18 protein-coding genes and 1 pseudogene are annotated in these 21,716 nt (G+C 54.8%); 12 read left to right on the top strand and 7 right to left on the bottom strand.

Annotated elements, in window-relative coordinates:
* Positions 1–2: 2 nt before the first annotated feature.
* The gene (locus tag ACGHIZ_RS07630; protein ID WP_368141943.1) at positions 3–1,775 is read right to left on the bottom strand and encodes a phosphotransferase; all 1,773 of its coding nucleotides are present in this window, start codon (positions 1,773–1,775) and stop codon (positions 3–5) included.
* Positions 1,776–1,940: 165 nt separating this feature from the next.
* Between ACGHIZ_RS07630 and ACGHIZ_RS07625 the strand changes: the two genes are divergently transcribed.
* The 8 genes from ACGHIZ_RS07625 (at position 1,941) to ACGHIZ_RS07590 (ending at position 12,321) form a co-directional block, all read left to right on the top strand.
* Positions 1,941–4,112: an NlpC/P60 family protein gene (locus ACGHIZ_RS07625; RefSeq protein WP_390447270.1), complete on the top strand. Its 2,172-nt coding sequence runs from the start codon at positions 1,941–1,943 to the stop codon at positions 4,110–4,112.
* A gap of 42 nt (positions 4,113–4,154) precedes the next feature.
* Complete coding sequence (locus ACGHIZ_RS07620; protein ID WP_390447267.1) at positions 4,155–6,224, top strand: L,D-transpeptidase family protein; 2,070 nt, start codon at positions 4,155–4,157, stop codon at positions 6,222–6,224.
* Between the two features lie 108 nt (positions 6,225–6,332).
* A complete protein-coding gene (locus tag ACGHIZ_RS07615) occupies positions 6,333–7,280 on the top strand; it encodes a glycosyltransferase (RefSeq protein ID WP_158554631.1) in 948 nt (315 codons plus the stop codon).
* 44 nt (positions 7,281–7,324) lie between these two features.
* The gene (locus ACGHIZ_RS07610; protein WP_147326478.1) at positions 7,325–8,569 is read left to right on the top strand and encodes a polysaccharide biosynthesis protein; all 1,245 of its coding nucleotides are present in this window, start codon (positions 7,325–7,327) and stop codon (positions 8,567–8,569) included.
* 4 nt (positions 8,570–8,573) lie between these two features.
* Positions 8,574–9,434, top strand: coding sequence for a phosphorylcholine transferase LicD (locus ACGHIZ_RS07605; RefSeq protein ID WP_158558654.1), 861 nt, complete (start codon positions 8,574–8,576; stop codon positions 9,432–9,434).
* Between the two features lie 33 nt (positions 9,435–9,467).
* Positions 9,468–10,613, top strand: a complete 1,146-nt coding sequence (locus tag ACGHIZ_RS07600) for a glycosyltransferase family 4 protein (protein ID WP_084591857.1) — start codon at positions 9,468–9,470, stop codon at positions 10,611–10,613.
* A 605-nt stretch (positions 10,614–11,218) separates the two neighbouring features.
* Complete coding sequence (locus ACGHIZ_RS07595) at positions 11,219–11,965, top strand: glycosyltransferase family 2 protein (protein ID WP_117840741.1); 747 nt, start codon at positions 11,219–11,221, stop codon at positions 11,963–11,965.
* On the top strand, positions 11,965–12,321 hold the full coding sequence (locus tag ACGHIZ_RS07590; RefSeq protein ID WP_117840743.1) for a DUF2304 domain-containing protein: 357 nt from the start codon (positions 11,965–11,967) through the stop codon (positions 12,319–12,321). Before ACGHIZ_RS07595 ends, ACGHIZ_RS07590 begins: the two co-directional genes overlap by 1 nt.
* Before the next feature lie 479 nt (positions 12,322–12,800).
* Here the strand turns inward: ACGHIZ_RS07590 and ACGHIZ_RS07585 are convergent, their stop codons facing one another.
* The 4 genes from ACGHIZ_RS07585 to istA (ACGHIZ_RS07570) all read right to left on the bottom strand — a co-directional run bounded on the left by ACGHIZ_RS07585 (position 12,801) and on the right by istA (ACGHIZ_RS07570) (position 16,615).
* Positions 12,801–13,238, bottom strand: coding sequence for a transposase (locus tag ACGHIZ_RS07585; protein WP_390447261.1), 438 nt, complete (start codon positions 13,236–13,238; stop codon positions 12,801–12,803).
* Positions 13,239–13,260: 22 nt separating this feature from the next.
* Entirely contained in the window at positions 13,261–14,088 is an 828-nt protein-coding gene (locus ACGHIZ_RS07580) for an ATP-binding protein (protein ID WP_117746924.1), read from the bottom strand.
* Positions 14,089–14,591: 503 nt separating this feature from the next.
* Complete coding sequence (gene istB, locus ACGHIZ_RS07575) at positions 14,592–15,368, bottom strand: IS21-like element helper ATPase IstB (protein WP_390447257.1); 777 nt, start codon at positions 15,366–15,368, stop codon at positions 14,592–14,594.
* An 8-nt stretch (positions 15,369–15,376) separates the two neighbouring features.
* Positions 15,377–16,615, bottom strand: a complete 1,239-nt coding sequence (istA, locus tag ACGHIZ_RS07570) for an IS21 family transposase (RefSeq protein ID WP_390447254.1) — start codon at positions 16,613–16,615, stop codon at positions 15,377–15,379.
* Positions 16,616–16,825: 210 nt separating this feature from the next.
* On the opposite strand from istA (ACGHIZ_RS07570), the pseudogene ACGHIZ_RS07565 reads away from it, so the two are divergent.
* From ACGHIZ_RS07565 to istB (ACGHIZ_RS07550), 4 genes and pseudogenes are all read left to right on the top strand, one after another.
* Positions 16,826–17,425, top strand: a pseudogene (locus ACGHIZ_RS07565) (DDE-type integrase/transposase/recombinase); the annotation flags it as partial.
* 112 nt (positions 17,426–17,537) lie between these two features.
* A protein-coding gene (locus ACGHIZ_RS07560; RefSeq protein ID WP_390446814.1) for an IS3 family transposase occupies positions 17,538–18,679 on the top strand; the annotation gives its coding sequence in 2 pieces (ribosomal slippage) (positions 17,538–17,796 and positions 17,796–18,679; 1,143 coding nt in all).
* 3 nt (positions 18,680–18,682) lie between these two features.
* Positions 18,683–19,192 (top strand): hypothetical protein, encoded by a 510-nt coding sequence (locus ACGHIZ_RS07555; RefSeq protein ID WP_390447251.1) that lies wholly within the window; start codon positions 18,683–18,685, stop codon positions 19,190–19,192.
* Positions 19,192–19,965, top strand: a complete 774-nt coding sequence (gene istB, locus ACGHIZ_RS07550; RefSeq protein ID WP_390447248.1) for an IS21-like element helper ATPase IstB — start codon at positions 19,192–19,194, stop codon at positions 19,963–19,965. The genes ACGHIZ_RS07555 and istB (ACGHIZ_RS07550) overlap by 1 nt, the downstream gene beginning before the upstream one ends.
* On the opposite strand, the gene istA (ACGHIZ_RS07545) is transcribed toward istB (ACGHIZ_RS07550), so the two are convergent.
* The gene (istA, locus tag ACGHIZ_RS07545; RefSeq protein ID WP_390449898.1) at positions 19,955–21,115 is read right to left on the bottom strand and encodes an IS21 family transposase; all 1,161 of its coding nucleotides are present in this window, start codon (positions 21,113–21,115) and stop codon (positions 19,955–19,957) included. The two genes, istB (ACGHIZ_RS07550) and istA (ACGHIZ_RS07545), sit on opposite strands and share 11 nt — an antisense overlap.
* Positions 21,116–21,316: 201 nt before the next feature.
* Entirely contained in the window at positions 21,317–21,487 is a 171-nt protein-coding gene (locus tag ACGHIZ_RS07540) for a hypothetical protein (RefSeq protein WP_227790896.1), read from the bottom strand.
* Between the last annotated feature and the right edge of the window lie 229 nt (positions 21,488–21,716).

The raw sequence follows: 21,716 nt of genomic DNA, 5'->3' as shown, positions 1-21,716 counted from the left end.
CGTTACTCACCTTTCCGATAGATCTCCAGTGCCTTTTTAAGGTATTTGGCACCGTAATTGAAGTAGATATAGAGCCATTCGCCCACGAAGTCGCCTTCGGCTTCTTTCAGAAGAGACCAGAGGTACCAGCACCATCCTGCAAGGGCAATGTGCGCATAGTTATGCGCAATTTCGTTGTTTGTTGCCTTGCGCCCAAAATATGCATCAAGCGCGCGGTCGACTTCATCTTCGGAAAGCTCACAGCAGACACTGCACGTTCCAAAATCGTTCGCGTAATCGCTCATGCCAGCATATTCCCAGTCAATGAGATAGTACTTGTCGTTTTCATCGATAAGGAAATTGAGGTAAAAGAAGTCATTGTGACAAAGGCATTTTGGCGCATTGTCGGCCTGAACAAAGTGCTCCAATTCATCGATTTCGGCGGCCATTTCCCTGTAGCCTGGAATGTCGATGGGACCTTTTTCCAGAAGAAGTGATTCGTAGCGCTTCGCTTCGAGGTAGAAGTCAAATTCGGTTTCGACATTTGCACCGCTCTCGTGAAGCGAACGACACATCTGCATCATTCGATTCATTTGGGCAGCATCGTGCGGATCAGGCTGCTTTGCGTTGGGTACAAACTTCGAAATTTTCCAACCGCGCTTTGGGTCCTCATGAATGAACGTATCGTCAAGGCCGAGTTCCTTGGCCTTTTTAAGTGCGGCTACTTCTCCATTTCTGTTAATAAGCAGTTCGGTTCCGACTCCCGGATGGCGGTAAACGTACTCTCCATCATTGGTTCTAAAGTGGCACGATAGATTCGTAAGGCCTTGTTTAAGGGGATAAACGTCGTGAATCTCTGATTTGGAACAGCCGAGCACTTGCTCGATGTTATCGAAAATGTCGGAGTCAACGTTTTCGATAAAATGCGGATCAAAGGCACGCAGCTCATCAAGAGAATCGAATTCGTTGATCTCGCCCTCAGGATACTTCTTGATCACCATATCGAGCTCCTTGATGTGCTCGATATATAAATCTTCCCAAAGCTTGTCCGTTGTTTCGGGCTTGTTATATTCCGTTTCGAGAATCTGCTTAAACGCAAGCGAGAAGGCTTTATCAAAGTAGACATGTCCGAGCATATACCAAGCATCGGAACCGCCAATCGTAACATTGGTGATTCTGTCCATTGCTCCGGTTTGAATGCACCATTCTTTGGTGGCGCCTTCAGCATATTGAGCAGAATAAAATGCTTTCCAAACGTATGCTTCAAACGGATTGTTTAGAAGGTAATCATCGCTTGAGCAAATATAGGTGTTGCCAAGCCGCTCTTTTACGCACATAAGCGATGCGTGGTTATTTTTGGATGCATATTCGTTGTTGACGACAATCGAAACGCCGAACTTGCTTTCAAGATAGAAGAAATACTCTTTTTTATAGCCAACAACGATGGTGATATTGCTGATGCCCGCGTCTTGCAGCTGCCTAATCTGTCGCTCAATGAGGATCTCACCACGCACTTTTAAAAGGCCTTTGGGCTTTTCATACGAAATGGGAGCAAAGCGGCTCGAAAGCCCCGCAGCCAATATCACTGCGTTTTCAACCTTATAGGGGTGAAGTGCTTCGTAACCGCTGTCGGTTAGGCTGTCCGATTCGAGAAGGCCCTCATTCGTAAGCTCTTTATTTGCTGCGTTTACCGATCCAAGTGAGAGGCCAGTGCGCTCGGCAACTTCTCGCTGGCTGGCATATGGGTTCTTTAGGTATTCGTACAGAACAGTAAAGTTACGCTTGGTCAGTTCCACTGCAGGCCTCCAATTAAGATGTTCATTGCTTAGTGAAAGAATAGAATGATTGAACGTTATGTTCAATTTAATATATTTATCTACATAGACTGAACAGACAGTAACGAAAATCAATCCTGGAATGTGGATTAAAATAAATAAATGAGACATCTGGGAGGGTCGCTTATGTATCGATTCGAAAAGAAGGCCACGCTTGTTTGTGCTGCTGCGTCATTAATCACTGCTTGCTGCTTGCCCCTGAGTGCGAATGTCGCGTTTGCACAGGATTCCGTTGAGGCTCAGAGTATTGAGTCAAAAGCGGATTTTTCTTCTGTGGTTTCCGATGATTTGCAACCTGATAATTCTTCCGTCATAAAAGATGGCTGGCAACGAGACGAGTCGTCTGGAGTTTGGTATTACGGAAAAAACGGTAAACACCAAACTGGCTGGCTGCAAAGCGGGGGCTATTGGTATTGGCTTGATCCAGCCAATGATGGTGCAATGCAGACAGGTTATTTCAATGTGACCGATGCTGGCGGATCGACTGCTTCGTTTTATGCGAATGACGGCAATACCGCAACGCCTTTTGGCGCGCTATATCAGAACTGCTGGCTACGTAACTCAGATGGAAATTGGTTTTATGCCAATGCTGGAGGCGATTTAGCTGCCGGTTGGTTTTATCAAGACGGCACATGGTATTACCTGGATCCTGCCACCCATATAATGCAGGTTGGTTTTGTCGACCTCGGGAGCGGGAAATACTATTTAGATGCCACTGGTGCTATGAAAACCGGCTGGATTCTCGTTGACGGGAATTGGTACTGGGCTTATTTATCGGGTGCCCTTGCTTCGTCATGGCAAACGATAGGTGGAGCTCGCTATTATTTTGACCCACAGACGTTCATCATGTTTAAGGGTCGTCAAAAGATTGATGGAAGAACCTACATTTTTGGTGACTATGGCCTCGCAAATGGATGGTACAAAGACGGAGCAGATTGGTATTACTGCTCTAACGGTATTGCGGCTACTGGCTGGAAACTCGTTAACGGCGCTTGGTATTATCTCGACCCAGCCTCCGATGGTAAGATGTCCGTTGGGTATTTAGACCTTGGCAATGCAGCTTATTATTTAAAGCCTAACGGGGCTATGGCTGTTGGTTGGGCTCAGGTCGAGGACGGCTGGTATTTCGCCTCCCAATCTGGTGCACTTATTTCTGGCTGGTATAAAGAGGGCACGAGCTGGTATTACCTGGACCCTGTTAGCCATCTCATGAAAACGGGCTTATTTGAGGTGGGCGGCAACGATTGTTTTGCAAACCAGAGCGGTAGGCTTGTGGTTTCAAGCTGGGTTACCGTTAATGACGGCGTTCAAAGATACGCTAATGATAATGGATATCTTTGCAAGGATGTGATTCGCGAAAACGGCACTATCCTAAAAACCGCTGGAGCTGATGGTTGGCAGGTTGCGTCCGGCTGGGTTAATGTCGCAAATCTTAGGTTTTACGCTGAGCCCGGAACGGGTGCCATTCATCTTGGATGGCTGCAGATTGACGGCGATTGGTATTGGCTTGATGCCGATTCTGGCGTGATGAAGACCGGATGGGTTTTTACTGGCGGTGCATGGTATTACCTAAACGCTGACGGAAAAATGGCAACTGGTTGGAAATGCCTGAATGGAACATGGTATTACCTTGAGTCCAATGGAAGCATGCATGTTGGCTGGCTTAAAGATTCGGGTAAGTGGTATTGGTTAGACGGCAGCGGCGCTATGGCAACGGGCGCAAGGACCATCGATGGCGTTCGTCGAGTTTTCTGGAGCGATGGACAGTGCGACAAAGTTGGCTGGCAAAATCCATCCCAGTATCCTCAGGTCAGTTCTTGGACTGTTCGGCTGCCTGGCTATTGCACCGGATACTTTACCTATGTGACCCCTTCTCGCATTTCTGTCGAAGCAACGCGGGAAGATTGCGTGAACGCCTTTATCCAGCGCGCCTATGAGTATATTGGTACGCAATATATTGAGCCTTGGTCTACCGCTCCCGGTGGAGCTGTTGATTGCTCTGGTTTTGTCTTGCAGTGCCTTTATGCTACTGGCATGGATATGGGTGTTTACAACCCTTATAACCATCGCTGGGATCCAAGCCAAACCTATAATTCCATGAATTGGTATCGAAGCAATATCTTTATGCCCGTGAGCACGAGCTCGATTCAACGCGGCGATGTGATTTATTACCGCGGTCATATTGCAATTGCACTTGGCGGCGGCTTGATGATTGATTCCTGGCCTCATCAAGGTGTCGGAATTCATCCTATTAGTGCAAGGGGAAATGTAATCGGCGCAGCTCGTCCGTTTATTTAATAGATTCCCTGCAAGACAGTCGGTACCGGTTGGGGGCCTGAAATGAATGCTCGGATTGATCATCGAATTTGCTGGCGAGTAATTGGCTTGATGCTATTTTCCGCCTTACTCTCAGTTATAGCCCCCGCATTTTCTTGCACTGCTTATGCCGTGGAAGAGGGGGCGGATAACGGTGTCGTAGAGCGCGACTCGACAGGTGGGCCGGGAGCATTGGTCGGTGGCGGTTGCTCTCAAGACTCCAGCGATTGTGCCGGCAAAACAACGGAAGATTCGAGCCTACAGGTTGTCGAAAGCCATGACCCGTCGACTACAGAACAACTATCTGGATGGCAATGGAACGGTTTGTCCTGGTATTACTATCTAGATGGCTGTCGTTTGACCGGAATTCAGAATATTGACGACTCGCTGTACTACTTGGACCCCGCTCGTGACGGCGCAATGAGCTGCGGCTGGATTTTTACTGAAAATAAGTGGTATTACGCGGGTCCGTCAGGCGCTTTGGCAAGTGGCTGGCAGTTTATTGGAGACCAATGGTACTGGTTTGACTCCCTTAACAGCTGTTCTATGGCTACTGGTCGACGTGTTATTGATGGGCACCCTTATCTTCTTGGAACCTATGGACTGATTAATGGATGGTGCCTTGATAACGGTTTATGGTATTGGGGTAGCAATGGTGAAGTCTTAACCGGCTGGCTTCAAACTGGCAATAACTGGTATTGGCTTGATCCCGCCAATGATGGTGTTATGTCTAGAGGAATCGTTTCTGTCGGTTCGTCTCGTTACTATTTATCGGATTCCGGCGCAATGGCTGTTGGTTGGGCGTTTGATGGGACGGACTGGTATTACGCTGACGGTTCCGGCGCACTTGCATCGGGCTGGCGTTTGGTGAATGGCGTTTGGTATTGGCTCGATGTCGCAAATGACAATAGAATGGCTACCGGCTTTTATGTCATCGGATCCAACCGGTATCATTTTTCTTCAACGGGAGCGTTGTCACTTGGCTGGTTTATGAGCGATGGAGACTGGTATTACGCTGAGCCTTCTCAAGCGTCGGGCATTATAAAGACTGAATGGCTGAAGGACGGTGGTCAATACTATTATCTCGATCCTGCCGCCGACGGTAAAATGCTTCTTGGTCATTTTTCTGTAAATGGGAAAAGCTATTATGCAAAAGCTTCAGGCGCTGTTGCTTGTCGTGAATGGGTAGATGTCCAGGACTCGGTTCAGGATGAGCCATCTAAGGCTTTTGCTGGTTCTGATTGCTCATTGTGTGGAGCATTGCGTAATGGAAAACTGTTTACATCAAACGGCGATGGCGAATTGGCCGAAGCTCACGGGTTTGTGATGCTTGGAGGCTGTAAGTTCTATGCTGATTCAACCGATGGCTCCCCCTGCGCTGGATGGAAGAACGTTAACGGAAAATGGTACTTTTTTGATGAGACCGCTGGCTATGCACGATCTGGCTGGCTGTACAAGGATGGCTCCTGGTTCTATTTAGATCCGTCCACTTATGCTATGAAAACCGGTTGGGTTGCCGTTAACGGATCTTGGTATTACTTGAATTCGTCTGGTTATATGCAGACAGGATGGCTCAATCTGGGCGCCACCTGGTATTGGCTTGATGCTAGTGGAGCTATGGCTACTGGCTGGCGCGTTGTGGACGGATCCTGGAATTTCTTTATGGCTAACGGCGCGTGGGTGTCAGACTATATGGATGCTAAGGCTCAAAGTTATTCAAGCAATACAAATTGGCTGATACTTGTCGATACGTCACGTTGCGTTACGAGTATTTACACTGGATCCTGGAATAACTGGTCCTTAAACCGTCGATATGTATGTTCGACGGGAAAAGCTAGCACGCCTACGGTGATAGGGGAGTATCAAGTCTACGGTAAGGGATACTCCTTTGGGCATGGATATACTTGCTATTACTACACGCAGTTCTATGGTGATTACTTATTCCATTCCTCACCCTACTACGTCAACAGCAACCGCGTGATGGATCCCACGATGGGCGTTCCATCCTCTGCTGGATGCGTACGCCTTGAGATTCAGAATGCAAAATGGATTTACGATAACATTCCTTATGGAACAAAGGTTGTTACTTATTGATATTAGGCACTCGTTTTAAGAGACAGGGATAAATACTCTATTTTTAAAAGAGTTTCTTTTAACTGAAGGTGCTTTGATAATCTTTAAGCAATGAATTTGGGAGGATTTTTGGAAATAGAAATGGGAAATGATATTGGCGTATGCGTACTTCTCTCAGCTTATAAACCCGATCTTAAGTTTTTCGCGGAACAACTTGATTCGATAGATAAACAAACGTTTCCGCTTACGCTTCTAGTTAGAAATGACTGCCCTGAATCGGATTCATTAGAGCGGTTTATCCAAGCGCATATAACGAAAAACGCCTATCGGTATTATCACGGTGATAATAATCTCGGTTATGTCAAATCGTTCGAGGCGCTGCTCTCCTTGGCGGAAGGGGATTACGTAGTACTTTGCGATCAGGATGATATTTGGGAGCCTAATAGAGTTGAAGTTTCGCTCAACCATATGCTAGAAGAAGGCTCAATTCTAGATGTTTGTGATAGATCGGTAATTGACGAAAACGGAAATATTCTGGTAAAGAGTTATAGGAAAGCTCATCCTAATTCGCCGGAAGTAAATTGGTGCTCTGGAGAGGATATTACTGTACAGGCCGCAAGCGTATGTTACGGCATTGGTATGGCTCTCATGTTAGATGCGAGTGCGGCGAAGTCGATGATTCCCTTTCCGGAATCGACTGCACATGACTTGTGGTTGACATTGGGTTGCAGTGAACTGGGGAAGTGCAGCTTTACTATGACTCCTTTGGTTAAGTATCGTCGACATGGTGGTAACGAAACTGGATTCCTTGCAGGTGTTTCTTCAAAAGATGATTGGTATTCGACAAGAGTTAAAAACAGGGTTGATACTGCTAGGCGATTTGCCGATAGATTTCCCGATTCACCGCATCTAAAGGAAATATTGGGGTTCGCTGAAGCAAGGGAGCGGCGCTCCATAATTGGTTTACTTAAATACCGACGAGCTTGCCCGTCTATCGCTAAAGCAGATATCATTATACGTCTTATGCCGAATTGGCTGTTTATTTTGATTTTAAAAGAACTTAAAGCTGCGAGATAGCTCCGTATCCTCATTTCGACAGGTTTAGAAGGGCGCTTATATTTGTGAAGGCCACAGAGAAGACTCTTTCGATTAAACATAATATGTTCTGGAATACCGTCGGTTCGTTGACTAATTTAGGCTGTCAGTGGCTTATCACCATTTTGGTCGTTCGGCTGTCTGATGGATATAGTGCTGCAGGCATTTATTCGCTGGCTATGTCTATTTTCAACATGTTTTCTCAATTAGCCCAATACAGGATGTACACGGTGCAAATTGCAGATGTTGAAAGGAAAAACTCTGCTGGTGAATACCTGACTTTTCGTTTCTTTACTACTTTTATAGCGTTTGCAATGTTAGCCGTCTATTCCATTGCAACGTGTCGTATTGGTACGGTGCCCGCTATTCTTCTGTATGCTCTCTATAAAACCGCTGGCTTAGTCATTGATGTCATGCATGCTAATGATCAGGTTGGTCATAGGATGGACTATATTGGGAAATCCCTCATAATGCAGGGCATCGGCTCTCTCCTTTCATTCATTCTTGTCTTTGGATTTTTTAATAGCCTCGAAGGTGCACTGTTGCTTATGACGGTAGTGACAATAGGCATCGGAGTTATTTACGATTATCCAAGATCAAATCGGATTTCTGCAATCAAGCTTGGAATTAGCCGAGCGAAGGTCAGAGCCTTCCTATGTAGCTGTTTGCCCATCGTTCTGGGCGGCATTGCTGCTTCTGCGGCGCCGAATATTCCCAGGCAGTATTTATCTTATTCATTCGGAGATTCTGCTCTGGGTATTTATGCATCAGTTGCTGCACCTGTGGCAATTATCCAAATGGGTGCGACCTATATTTATAATCCTTTATTAGGTTATCTAGTAGAGCGTTACCATTCTAGAGAAAAGTCCTTTTTTTCGCTCATAGGTAAAATACTTGCTGGCATCTTTTTTGTCGGTGTCATATCTTCAGTTGCCCTTTTCTTTTTCGGTAAATTATTGCTGTCACTGTTTTATGGCGCTGGAATAGCTAAACATACCGATCTCCTTCAGCCTATGTTGGCTTGTGCCTTTTTGACTGGCATCGCTTGGTTTGTCAACGATTTGTTGGTTTCTCTTGATAATTACCGAGGGGTATTTGTTGGCAGCATGCTGTCCTTAATTAGTGCTGTCGCTGTTATGGCTCCTGCGCAAATGCTGTTTGGCTTAAATGGCCCTACTGTATCGGCGCTTATATCCAATGCCATTTGCCTTATTTATCAGTCTTCTGTTTTGGGGAAACAGACGCAACAATGGTTCGGGGAAAAGAGATAGGCCGATGATGTCTAAAGCTCACGCGCTATTAAAGCTTCAAAACACTGAATTGGATATCCTTCAGGTTGTCGCCGCATTCTGCTCTAAGCACGGCATCAGGTGGTGGCTTGACGGTGGAACATGTTTAGGAGCAATGCGTCATAGGGGGTTTATCCCTTGGGATGATGATATAGATATCGGAATGATGCGTTCAGATTATGACCGCTTTTGCTCTTTAGCCGAGGGTGGGTTACCGGAAGGATATTCGCTCCATACATCGCGGAATACTACTGGCTATGCTGCGATGTTTGCTAAGGTGTATCGCGATGGAACTCGCTTCGAGAATCAAGAGGCTCGAGAGGCTTCCAGTTCGATGGGCATTTTTGTCGACATCTTTCCATATGACCAGCTCTATACAGATAAACGCCTTCGTGCAAAGCAAGTCCGAACTGCATCAATTGCACAGAAAAGAGCCTATTTATATCATTCTTCTTCCATTGTTGTCCCTCATAAAGGGTTCCTTGGTCAACTCGAGCAAATTGGTTGTTCTGCTATGCACGTGGTGGAACAACTGGTTTCTCGAGGCGCATGCTCTTACCAGGATTTGTTCGATTCCTGTATTGCCGACTCAAATACGGGTGAGGTCTCTGATTACTGTCTGACGTTAAGCTGGCCGAATATGGCGCCAGTGCCTATTTCAGAGATTTTCCCTCTGAGCAGTGCGGTTTTCGAAGGCAGTGAATTCCCTGTTCCTCGTATGACGGATAAATATCTTACAACGATGTATGGCGATTGGAAAAAAATACCGTCACCGGATAATCGACATACCCATCTTCCGCTCTTGCTCGACTTTGGAGATGGGGAAGTCTGGACGGCACAGAATTAAGGATATGACATCTATATCAGATGAGGTTATGTGATGAGCTCCTCTATTTGTATTTTCACTCACCATTATCACCCGCAACTTAGTGGAATTGGTAATTTTGTCGATGGTCTCGCTCACGCCTTGACTGCACGCGGCGATAGGGTGGTTATCGTTACTAATGATTCGATGCGCGTGGGAGTCGGTCATTCAGTCGAAAACGGCCTGGAGGTAATTCGTCTTCCTTGCATTCCGTTACTTGATGGAAGACTTCCTCTTCCCAAAAAAACCAGTGATTATTACCGACTCCTGCAAACCCTTGATGATTATGAGTGGAATGGTGTTCTGATAAACACGAGACTTTTCCCTCTCTCGCTCGAAGGGCTGAAGTTTGCTGCGGATCATAGTGCTAAGGCTGTTGTTCTCGACCACGGCTCAGCGTATCTCTCTTTCAATCAGCCATTTCTTGATTATTTTGTTCGCCGATATGAAGATTGGATTACTGATCGCGTAAAGTCGTTTGAACCTGATTTCTATGGGATTTCTTCTAAAAGTGTTGAATGGCTTCAGCACTTTAATATCACTGCAAAAGGCGTAATTTCAAACTCAATCAATGCCTCATTCTATAGGAGTATTTCTTCGGGGAGAGATTTCCGATCTGAATTAGGTATCCCTCAGTCATCTTTGGTTGTAGCTTTTGTCGGGCGGCTTATTCCTGAAAAGGGAATTTATTCAATTATTGAGGCGGCTCGCACAAAAGATATTACCAAGCGTGATATTTGTTTTGTTCTTGCAGGGGATGGTCCGCTGGCTAATGAGGTCAAGGAAGCTTGTTCGTCTAACTTGTTTTGGCTTGGGAGATGTAACACAGAGGATATTTCCTCCTTACTTCAGCAAGCAGATGTGCTTTGTCTTCCAACTCGTTCCGAAGGCTTTTCAACGGTACTTCTTGAAGCTTCAGCCTGCGGAACGCCTGCAGTGGTAACAGACGTGGGCGGGGCACGCGAGCTTATCTTAGATGATAGCTACGGCACAATAATTCGGTCCATGGCATCTGATGAGGTGGTTTCGGCATTATGCAGGCTTTTTGATGATCGAAAGCTGCTTTCTCTTCAGTCTCGAAACTCTAGGGCGCTTGTTGAAAATCGATATAACTGGGATGCCACTGCTATGGATGTCGAGAAGGCGTTTTGTATTTGCTAAGTGATACTTGGCTGGCTTTTGTTCGGATGAAGTTGATAATCAAGGGCTTTTGTTCGGCTTTTGCGTGAAGTTGGATATAAGTGCCGATTTTGGTATTGTCGATTCCTCCTATTTCATGAATATTTGCTCGCTTGAGCACCGCTGAATATCAAGAAGCACGCCGCTGTTATTGCGCCTGGCTTTGGGGCCGACATGGGTCTCGGCGCCTATTTATTGCTAGCGTCCGGCGTCGCGTCGCTGCTGCATGTTGGCCTCGCCTGTATCAACCCAGACCGCGTTTCCTTAAGCTAGTGCCAAAGATTAAGGCTATCGTTGGGATGGGGGGGATAGTTGGAGCAGTTTTGTCCGATTAGAATGGCGTCGAAGTCTTATGCACCGCGCAATTGGGCGAGAGCCGCAGCGGATTTGTATCTCGCGATGGCAGATGGGGGCTCCAGGTGAACGTCAGCTGTATGCCAGCCGTGCAAACTAAATATCCAAGCTTGAGATGTAACTTCGCGATGGTTAGTCCGGATGCTGTAAACTTTATTCATTACTAGACAGTGCGTTGGACTGTAAGGGCCGCATTTTCTTCGAGCGTCGCTAAGGGCCAACTATTATTTGGAATGGATGAAACTCGATTGTCATTTGCTTTAACAAAAGATTCAAAAGGATATCCGCGTGTTCTGGTAATTATTCCCGCTTATAACGAGCAGGAATGCATTCTCAATACCGTTGCTTCTATTAAGGCTGCTGGATATGACTATGTCGTAATTAACGACGGCTCACAGGATGGGACACTTAGGCTTTGTCGAGAGCATGATGTCAACATATTGGATCTCCCACAGAACCTTGGTATCGGTGGGGCGGTCCAGGCGGGGCATAAGTATGCTCAGAGATTTGGTTATGATATTGACATTCAGGTTGACGGCGATGGCCAACATGATCCTTCTTATATACCTGAGCTTGTTAAGCTGATTGAGGGTGGGGCGAGTCTGGCGATAGGCTCTCGATTCTTGGTCGAGACCGACGGTTTCCAATCAACCTTTATGCGTCGTGTTGGAATCAGGTGGCTCTCTTTTTTGCTTAAGTTGCTTACAGGTAAGGCGGTCACCGATCCCACTTCTGGCTTTAGAGCCTGCAATAAAGACGCCATCGACTTATTCTGCAAGAGCTATCCTGATGATTATCCGGAGCCGGAATCGATAGCTTTGGCTATGAAGCTTGGTCTCCCCGTTATGGAGGCACCTGTAAAGATGAATGAGCGCCAGGGCGGGCGTTCATCCATTGGGGTTCTCTCTTCCGTCTACTACATGATTAAAGTTACGCTTGCTATTGTCCTTGTGTGTTGGATCCATAGGGGAGACCAATAATGAATTTTTTTCTAAGGATTGGGGCAGCCATCTTTTTTGGTGGGTTCCTCGTTTATGTTCTTCGACTCGTATCCAAAGGAAAGATGCTTCTTAAGTATTCTTTGCTTTGGATTTTAATGTGCATGGCGGCCTTGCTTTGTGATTTATTCCCTCAGCTTATTTTTTATTGCTCCACGGCTATTGGGTTTGTTAACCCGGCCAATTTCCTCTTCCTGGGTGCAATTGTGCTGTTGCTTGCAATCTCTCTATCCCTTAGCGTTGCGGTGAGCCGTCATGTTTTGGCAATCAAAAGCCTTACACAAAGGATTGCCTTGCTCGAAAAAGAGCTTGAGAATCGGTTGGATTATTATGACTGAGCTTGATACAATTATTTGATTCAGTTTACTTTTAGTTCTTCAATGTTGCTAGTTGAGGAAAGTGGAAATCTGCCTTATACAAACGTTGCTTATACCCTTTGCTGAGGTCTGGATCGGTACCAAATCCGATGATTCTCATCGCGGGTTGCCATTTGCTTGTCAATGGAGGCGATATCCCTGCTCCGGCTGCAATGTTGTTTCAGCTGTTATGTCGTGGTCGAATAGTTTTGTATTAATAATGTAGAACAGATAATAGAATCAGCCGGAGGACTCCATTACAAAAGAGCGTAATTCCATTATCGAGCCATTTGGGTTAATTTCGATGTGGTGTGTAGTTACGCATCATTTTGTAATGCATAATGCAGATGATGTATCGGTTTTTGCTAGCCCTTTAACCCGTTAAATTTATTAGGACGATATCACTGGCCTGATGGCTGAACTACTACCACACTACCGCTACGCCCCAGTGGGGCTGGGTTTTAAATACGCCTTTGGAATGATATTGCTTTGGCTATCTTGCGGAAAACAATCTCGAAGAAGAGTGGGTTCCTTGACGTAGGTCGCGTCGAGCCAGACGTAGGGCACTGGCGAGCCCTCGAGCGGCCTTCCGTACAGATCCTCGATGCCTGGTCCAGGCTCGAGGCGATGGCGCTCACCTGGTCCTTCGAGAGTCTGGAGACGCCTATCTTCTCGGCTACCCTCTGCACCTTGCGGGTGCTCGTGCCGGTGGCGTACATCTCGGCGACGGCGGCAACGAGGGCGCGGTCCACGCGCCGGTGGCGCTCGATCACGTCGTCCGGGAAGAAGCTGCCGGAGCGGAGCTTCGGGATGCTGTTAGCGCCGGAATAATTTAGCCAATTATAGTCGGCCGAGATTGACCAATCCCGGCCGACCCATTTTAGCCAACACGCCCGCATCTATGACTTTCCTATCGCATTCCTACATCCCCTCGGGCTGGATCCCCCTCACCTTCACCGCCTGGGGGACGGCCTCCACCGAGTAGGTGTCAAGCTCCCTGCCGCGGTAGCTCGGGCCCCGCATCACGAACACCGACGCCTTGTCGAACAGCCTGCCGAGGGCGCAGAGGAGCGTGTCGTCGCCCGTGAAGAACTCATCCCACCCGCTCGGGGCGATGTTGCTCGTGAGGACCATCGCGTTCGGCCCCTCCTTCTCGTAGCGCCTGTCGACGACATCGAAGAACAGGTCGGTGCACGGCCTGTCGTAGACGCATCTCCCCACCTCGTCAACGATGAGGCACGACGGCTTGACGAGCGAGGAGACGACCCGCGAGGTGTTTCCCCGCTGGACGGCCTTCTGGAACCTGTCCCTGAGCTCGGTCGCCTTTATGTAGTAGGTCTTGAGCCCCCGCATGCAGCACTCGCGCCCGTAGGCCTGCGCGAGGTGCGTCTTCCCTATGCCGCCGGGCCCGACGAAGGCGACGTTGCGGTGCGCGTAGAGGTCGGCCAGCGACGGGAGCTTGCCCAGCGCGGCCGCGTCCCGGCCCTGGATCCTGGAGAAGTCGAAGCCCTCGAAGGTCTTGGGCTCGCGCCTGGGCAGCCTGCTCAGCCTCAGCAGCGTCTCGATGGAGGCGAGCCTCCTCTTCTCCGCAAGGTAGGAGAAGGTGGCTGCCACGGCGGCCATCTCCCCGTCGCCGAGGTCGAGGTCCGAGGCGAGGGTCGCGAGCTCCTCCGCCCCGACGGCGATCCCGAGCCTCGACGCGGCGTCGCTCGCGAGCTCGTAGGGGCTCGCCCCCGCGCCCGCCATCATTCGGCCCTCCCGAAGTCGAACCTCTCGAAACCGGGTTTCGTCCTGGGCGGGGCGATTTGCTCGACCACGGTCCCCACCGGCTGGGTCGGCAGCTCCTCGGGCTGCGCCGGCGATGTCTCCCACTGCCCCTCGCACCAGCTGTCGGCGCCGGTGCCGACGGCGTGGGCGACGAGCTCGCGGGAGAGGTCGTCGCTGTATATGTGCACTGTTAGCGCTAATCTAAAATTGACCACTTTCGCAAACGCATCTCGCCGAATGCGCTAACGCGCTTTCGCCGACCCCGCTAACGTACTTTCACCAACTGCGCTAACGGAATTATGCTCCGATCGGGTATCCGACCCGGGAGGAGCGGGATATGGAGCGAAACGTAATGGGAGAGCTGAACGTCTACAGGGGGTTGTTAGCGTCAATATATTTTTCACCATTTTCACCAACGTATTTTCGCCAATCGCGCCAACGCGGATGCGCCGGATTCGCCAACGCGGATGCGCCGCTTTCGGCGCCTAGGCTCCCTCCTCCTTCCCGTCCTCGCCGCCGATGGACACGTCCTTCAGGCGGTACGACCGTCCCGTTATCTTGATCATCGCGCAATGGTGGCAAAGCCTGTCGGCCACCGCCGAGGCCGTGACGTTGCTGCCGAACACGTCGCCCCACCTGCCCACCGGCACGTTGGTCGTGACGACGGTCGACCGCTTTAGCGCGTAGCGCCTGTTGACCAGCTGGAACAGCAGGTCGGCGCCCTCCTTGCCGATGTCGAGGTAGCCGAGCTCGTCTATTATCAGCAGGCTGCAGTGCTCGTAGAACCGCATCCTGCGCGCCAGCGCCTCCTTCGCCGAGGCGTGCTTGAGGTCCTCGACCAGCCTCGAGCAGTCGGCGAAGTACACCTGCTTGCGGGCCATCACCGCCTCGTGGCCTATGGCTATCGACAGGTGGGTCTTGCCGACGCCCGGGCTGCCGACGAGCACGACGTTGTCGCCGCGGTCGACGAACTCGAGCGTGGCCAGCTGCTCGACCAGCCCGCGGGGCACGCTCGGCTGGAAGCCCCAGTCGAAGTCGGCCAGCGTCTTTATGTAGGGGAAGTTGGCCATCCTCAAGCGGCGCTCGTCGTCGGCGCGCCGCTTGAGGGCTATCTGGGCGTCGGTGAGCTCGAGCATGGCGTCGACCAGGCTCTTCCTCCCGTCGGCGACGAGCCTGACGTACTCGGGCACCGACGACGCCATGCCCTCGAGCCCCAGCTCCTCGAGGTTGGCCGCCAGGCGGTTGAGGGGGCTGGCCTGCACGGCGGCGCTCACAGCGAGCCCCCTATCGAGTCGAGCAGGCCGAGGTTGGCCGCGGCGGCCGCCTCGATGTCGCCGGCGGCGTCGCCGAACCACCGCTTCCCGGCCATGGCCTCGGCGTAGTGCGCCGGGTCGTAGGCCGGCCCGCCCGCCACGTGCGTGGCCACCAGCTCGCCGCCGACGTAGCAGTCCATCGCGCCGCCGGGCATGCAGACGATGCGGGCGGGCCTGCCGATGCAGCGCCTGGGCACCGACATGGGCTCGCCGTGCGCGCTCACCAGCATCGTGGCCGGCACCCTGGCCACGCGCACCACGTCGCCCATCGCCTCCTCGAGGGCGCGCAGGTTGCCGACGGGCAGCAGCGCGTCCTTCTCCTCCATGAACAGCGCGGAGGGCGGCAGCCCCGTGGTCTCGTTGGGCTCGGAGTTGCTGGCGTCCTCGATCCGCGCGATGATCTCGTCGATGTCGTCCCAGCCGTCGAAGTCGCCCTGGTAGGCCGCGAGCCGCGACAGGAAGCGGTTCGACGACTCGACCTTGCCCTTGGTCTGGGGGCTGCGCGGGCGGCACAGCTTCAGCTCGAAGCCGGCGGCCTTGGCGAACTCGTATGCGCGCTGGACCTTGAGGCGCCTGCCGCCCTTGACCGTCACCAGGGCGGACATGTTGTCCGTGACCCACTCGCGGGGCACGCCGCCGAGCCTCGCGATCGTGGCGTACATGCACCTGACCAGGTCGTCGGTCGTCCTGGTCCCCGACCGGATGAATATGTGCCTGCGGGAATGGCCCAGCGTCGCCGCGAACACGTTGAACTCGAACAGCTCGCCGTCGCGGTTCGCCATCTTGACGGACTCCTTCCAGTCGAACTGCAGCTGCAGTCCGGGCGGCGTCTCGAAGCGCGGGTGCGGCTCCGGGCCGCCGGAGGCCCCGACGGCGATGCCGTTCTTGCGCATGAACTGGGTGAAGGCGTTGTAGCCGGCCAGGTCCTCGCCGGGATACCTGTGCAGCAGCCACTCGTGGATGCCCTTCTTGGTGACTCCCGGCAGCTGCGCCTTGGCGGCCACCTCCTCGATGTGCGCGTCGAACGAGCCCGCCCTGTCGCCGCGCCCGTCGCGGGGCCGCCCGCCCTCGGCCCTCCAGTACGACGCCACGGTGTGCCTGTCCTTGCCGTAGCGCTTCGCTATGTCGCTGAAGTTGGGCTTTATGCCCGCTTCCCTGTACATGTCCAACTCTCCGATCAGGCTCTTCTCCGCCACGGCCCGCTCCTCCCGAAAGCATCGTTCGCTCGTCGATCGAAGCGTAAGCCCCGGCGTTGGTGGAAATGGTGAAAATGCGTTGGCGCAAATGGCGGGATTGCGTTGGCATGATTGGTTGTTGAGCGTTGGTCAAAATGGTTGTTTTTACAGTAGCGCCAACAGGGGTCCGGCGCGAAGCCGAACTTCAGCGAGATCGCGAGGAGGCACGGCATGGACCGGCACACGGTCGCCAAGTACCGGCGGGAGGGCGAGTCCGCCGCCGACGGGAGGTCCGCGAGGGGCAGCGCCTTCGACCCGCTCGAGGAGGTGATCCGCGCGAAGGCCCAGCTGCCCGGGATGACCAAGATGGCAGTCTACGCGTTCCTGCGCGAGGGCCGCGGGGAGGGGCTGCCCGGGTACGGCGCCTTCACCGCGTGGTGCCGGGCCCGCGACGTGCCCTTCGGGGGCGCGGGCGGCCGCGAGCCGCACCCGCGGTTCGAGACGCCCCCGGGCAGGCAGCTGCAGTTCGACTGGAAGGAGGGCATGAGGCTCGTCGACTCGGAGGGCGAGGTCTTCGAGTTCAGCGTGTTCACCGCGACGCTCGGCTACTCCCGGAAGCACCGCTTCATACCGGTCAGGAGCCGCACGCTCGACGACCTGCTGTCCTGCCTGCTCGCCACCTTCACCCGCCTCGGCGGCGTCCCGGAGGAGTGCATCACGGACAACATGTCGTGCCTGGTGACCGTCTCGGGCCGCAGGAGGACCAGGCAGGAGAGGGCGTGGCGGTTCGCGCGGGAGGCCGGCTTCGAGCTCAGGCTCTGCGCGCCGCGCTCGCCGCAGACCAAGGGCAAGGACGAGTCGGCCAACCGCTTCCTGAACCGCTGGATTGGCTACACTGGTGTGGACAGTTCCGGGAGGGGCGCAGGAGACGGGAGGGCCGTATATGAGGGACCCCAGGCACCCGAGGCATTTCACCGACGAGTTCAAGAGGCAGATAGTCGACCTCTACAACGCCGGCAAGCCCAAGCGCGAGATCATGGACGAGTACGACCTCGGCAAGAGCACCGTGGAGAGGTGGATCAAGTCGATAAACGCGACCGGCTCGCCGCGCGCCGCGGACAACCGCACGCCCGAGCAGAACCGGATCCTGGAGCTCGAGCGCGAGAACCGCAGGCTCCGGATGGAGGTCGACGTCTTAAAACAAGCGGCGCTGATATACGCTCGAAAGTGAGGGCCATAGCGGCCAACGAGGGCCGCTACCCCATATCAGCGCAGTGCAGGCTCCTCGGCGTCGCGAGGTCGACGTACTACTCCATGCGCTCGCGGCCCGGCCGGCCCGCCGCGCCGGACCCCGCCGCGCCGGCCGTGGTCGCGGCCCACGCCGCCAGCAAGGGCCGGTACGGCTCGCGCAAGATAAAGGCGTCGCTCGAGCGGTCGGGCGTCACCGTCAGCCGGCGCCGGGTCTGCCGCATCATGAGGGAGAACGGCCTGGTCAGCGCATACGGCAGGAAGAGGTTCAAGGTGCACCCCGGGGCGGTCAACGAGGCCGACGTGCCGAACGTCGTCGCGCGCGGCTTCTGCGGCAGGGCGCCGCGCACCCATATATGCAGCGACCTGACCTACGTGCGCGTGGGGGCGTCGTGGAACTACGTCTGCCTGCTCGTCGACCTCTACAACAGGGAGATCGTCGGCCACTCCGCCGGGCCCAGGAAGGACGCCCGGCTGGTCAAGTCGGCGTTCGCGACGCTCTCCTTCCCGATCTCGGACATCGAGGTGTTCCACACGGACCGCGGCAGCGAGTTCGACAACGCCGAGATCGACCTGATGCTCGAGGCCTTCGGCATAGAGAGGTCGCTGTCGGCCAAGGGCTGCCCCTACGACAACGCCGTCGACGAGTCGACCAACAGGATACTGAAGGCCGAGCTCGTCCACCGCGAGACGTTCGGCACGACGCGCGAGCTCCGGGCCAAGCTCTCGGACTACGTGCACTGGTACAACAACTTCAGGATCCACTCGACGCTGGGCTACATGTCGCCGGTCGAGTTCAGGGAGGCGGGGCTGTCCCTCCCGGAATCGTCCAAATAGGTGTTGCCAATCCACCGCCTGCTCGCCTACGGCGGCGAGTTCACCGGGTGGAGCGGCCTCGCCGAGGCGGTGGCCCGGGTCGAGGCCCAGGCCAACTCGGAGCCGAACCGCACCACCGGCCTGCCGCCCGACGCGCTGTTCATGCGGGAGAAGGAGAGCCTGCGGCCCATCGGGAACCTCCGGCTCCTCGAGTCGATGGTGGGCGACGTGAGCGTCCAGACCGTCCCGCCGACCATGCTCGTCAGGGCCGCCGGCAGGGAGTGGTCCGTGCCCAGGCGCTGCATCGGCCGGCGCGTGAGCGTCATAGCGATGCCCGGCGGCCAGGTCGTTGTGAGGATGGCCGGCGAGGAGGTCGCCGTCCACGACGCCGCGTCCGGGCCGTCGAGGCCCATCAACTACGACCCCGACCACTACGGGCAGGCCCTCGAGGGGAAGCGGGGCCTGGCCGACGCGGACATCGCCGAGGCCGCGCGCGCCAACCTCGCGCTGCTCGACTCGCTCGGAGGGGCGTGATGGGCGCCGTCGCGGAGGGCAGCCCCTCGATCAGGGCGCAGGCGAACCTCTCCGCGCTCGGGCTGCACGAGATGGCGGCGTCCCTGCCCGACTACGTGAGGATGGTCGCCGCGGGCGAGCGGGGCTTCGCCTCCGCCCTCGAGGAGATGACGCGCGTCGAGGTCGCCGCCCGGGAGGTCAGGATCACCAACCAGCGCATACGTTCGTCGGGGTTCCCCTACGTCAAGGGGCTGGCGGACTTCGACTGGGACTTCCAGCCGTCGGTCCCGCGCGCAGAGATCGAGGAGCTCGCGACCCTGAGGTTCGTCGAGCGGGCCGAGAACGTCCTGCTCGTGGGGAGCCCCGGCGTGGGCAAGACGCACCTCGCCGTCGCGCTGGGCATCGAGGCCGTCAGGGCGGGGCGCGAGGTCAGGTTCGTGGACTGCGCCCGGCTCGTCGAGGACCTGGAGGACGCCTCGTCGCGCGGCATCCTCAAGAAGAGGCTCAAGTACTACGCCCACTCGAGGCTGCTGATCATCGACGAGCTCGGCTACCTCGACGTCGGCAGCGCGGGCGCGGACCTGCTGTTCCAGCTGATATCGACGCGCTACGAGCAGCGCTCGACGATCATCACCACCAACGTGGGGATCGGCGGCTGGGGCAGGGTGTTCGGGGACGACGTGGCGGCGAGCGCGATCGCGGACAGGGTGTGCCACCACTGCCACCTGGTCAAGATAACCGGCAGGTCCTACAGGCTGAAGGACCTGCCGAGGGACGGCCCCGTCAAGCCGTGACCGGAATCGGTGAAAATACGTTAGCGCAACCGGTGAAACCGCCTTTGCGCGAACGGCGCGCCTGTTTAGCGAAACTGGTGAAAAATAGATTGACGCTAACATGCACCACGCGCCCCTCCCGGTTCACCCTGCACTCGCGGCGGACGTACCAGTAGGGCACGCCGTAGCGGTGCCCCTCGAAGCTCACGAAGCCGTCGAAGGAGATCTTCCGGCGCGGGCACAGGTACCGCTCGACCTCGGCCGTGACCTCGAGCGGCCTGGTGTTCGCCGAGCACGCCGCCTCGTGCTCGCGCATCGGGACGCATGCCGCCGCGCGCCGCCAGCGGCCTCCCTGCTCGGCGCACCAGAGGGCGGCCTCCCGGTTGAGGGCGTCAAGGTCGGTAAAGGACCTTCCCGCGAGGAAGTTCCCCTTCACGAAGCGGACGAGCCTCTCCACCTTGCCCTTCGTATAGGGGTGGCGCGGCCTGCACAACCTGGTGCGGAAGCCGACGACGCCCATGAACTCGGCGTAGTCGGCCTGCCAGACGGGCCGGCCGTCGGCATCGCGGCGGACGACCACGCTCTTCATGTTGTCGGTGAGCACGGTCGCGGGCACGCCCAGCGCCGAGAACGCGTGCAGCATCCCGATGAGGAGGTTCTCCTGGCGCGCGTTCGGGAAGAACTCGACGTGGGCGCCCCCGCAATGGTGGCAGACCATGGCGAAGCAGGCGATCCGCGCCCGCTCCCCGCCAGGGCGCTCGACCGCGACGAAGCCCCAGTCCATCTGGTAGGCCTCTCCGGGCGCCGTCCTGAAGCGCTGGCCGCGGCAGCCCTGCGGGGCCGCCTGCCGCCTCTTCGCGGGCACGAGGTCCCGGTGCGCGGCGATATAGGTCTTCACCGTGGTGAGGCCGCCGGCGTAGCCCTGGCCGAGCAGCCGCTCGAATATCACCTGCGAGTTGGTGACGCCCTTCCGCAGGAGGTCGTCCACCAGGCCGGTGTGGCCGGCGAGCACGCCCGGCGCGGCCCTCCTCCCGCTGTTCCCGTGGGGCAGGGCCCTGAACCCGTGTGCCCTGACCGTCCTCGCGCGGGAGCGGGTGAGCCCCGTCCTCCTGCAGAACTCCGCGAGGTTGCATGCCTGCGGGTCGAACCCGTCGCCCTCCTCCGCGGCCATCTCCCGGAGCGCCGCGTCTATAATCTCCTGTAGGTCATCGTGTCTCTCGTTCACCTCAATGGTCCTCCTAACGCCGGCGTGTTGGCACCACCAGCGTAGTGGCGGCGGGGAGGCACGGTGGCCATTATTCGGTGACCGGGATTGGTCAAAATAGTTTGACTATTAGCGGCTAAAATCGCCCGGCGCTAACAATGCGCAGCGTCAGCGTGCCGGCGCAGGTGCGAGCGACCTCTCGCGGTAGCCGTTTCGGCTGTTCGCCCCGCCACCGCTCAGCTGGTCGGCCTCGGCGTCCATCGCGGCGTTCACGACCTGTTTGGCGAGTCTGGGGAGCAGCTCCCGCATGTCGATGGCGCCGTCGCTGAAACGGGGCATGGCGAGTATGTCCGGCGCCGGGTCTGACAAGATTTACATAGCGATCTTCGTCTTTTCCCGGAACCTGTTGTTGTGGTGATTTCTGGTTCCGGGACGAAGGCCGTTTTTCGTTAAACGGGCACTAAGGGGTCACCCTTGCACCAACATTTTCGGCGCGATCCATGAGATTGAATTCCGCCATTCTTTTTGGATGCCAATGTGCTTGCTAGTATACTGATACCAGTATTTT

This window comes from Collinsella sp. i05-0019-G5 (assembly GCF_042851345.1).
GTDB lineage: Bacteria > Actinomycetota > Coriobacteriia > Coriobacteriales > Coriobacteriaceae > Collinsella.
Note: the sequence above shows the minus strand (reverse complement) of the source record. Positions and strands in the feature narration are given on the sequence as shown.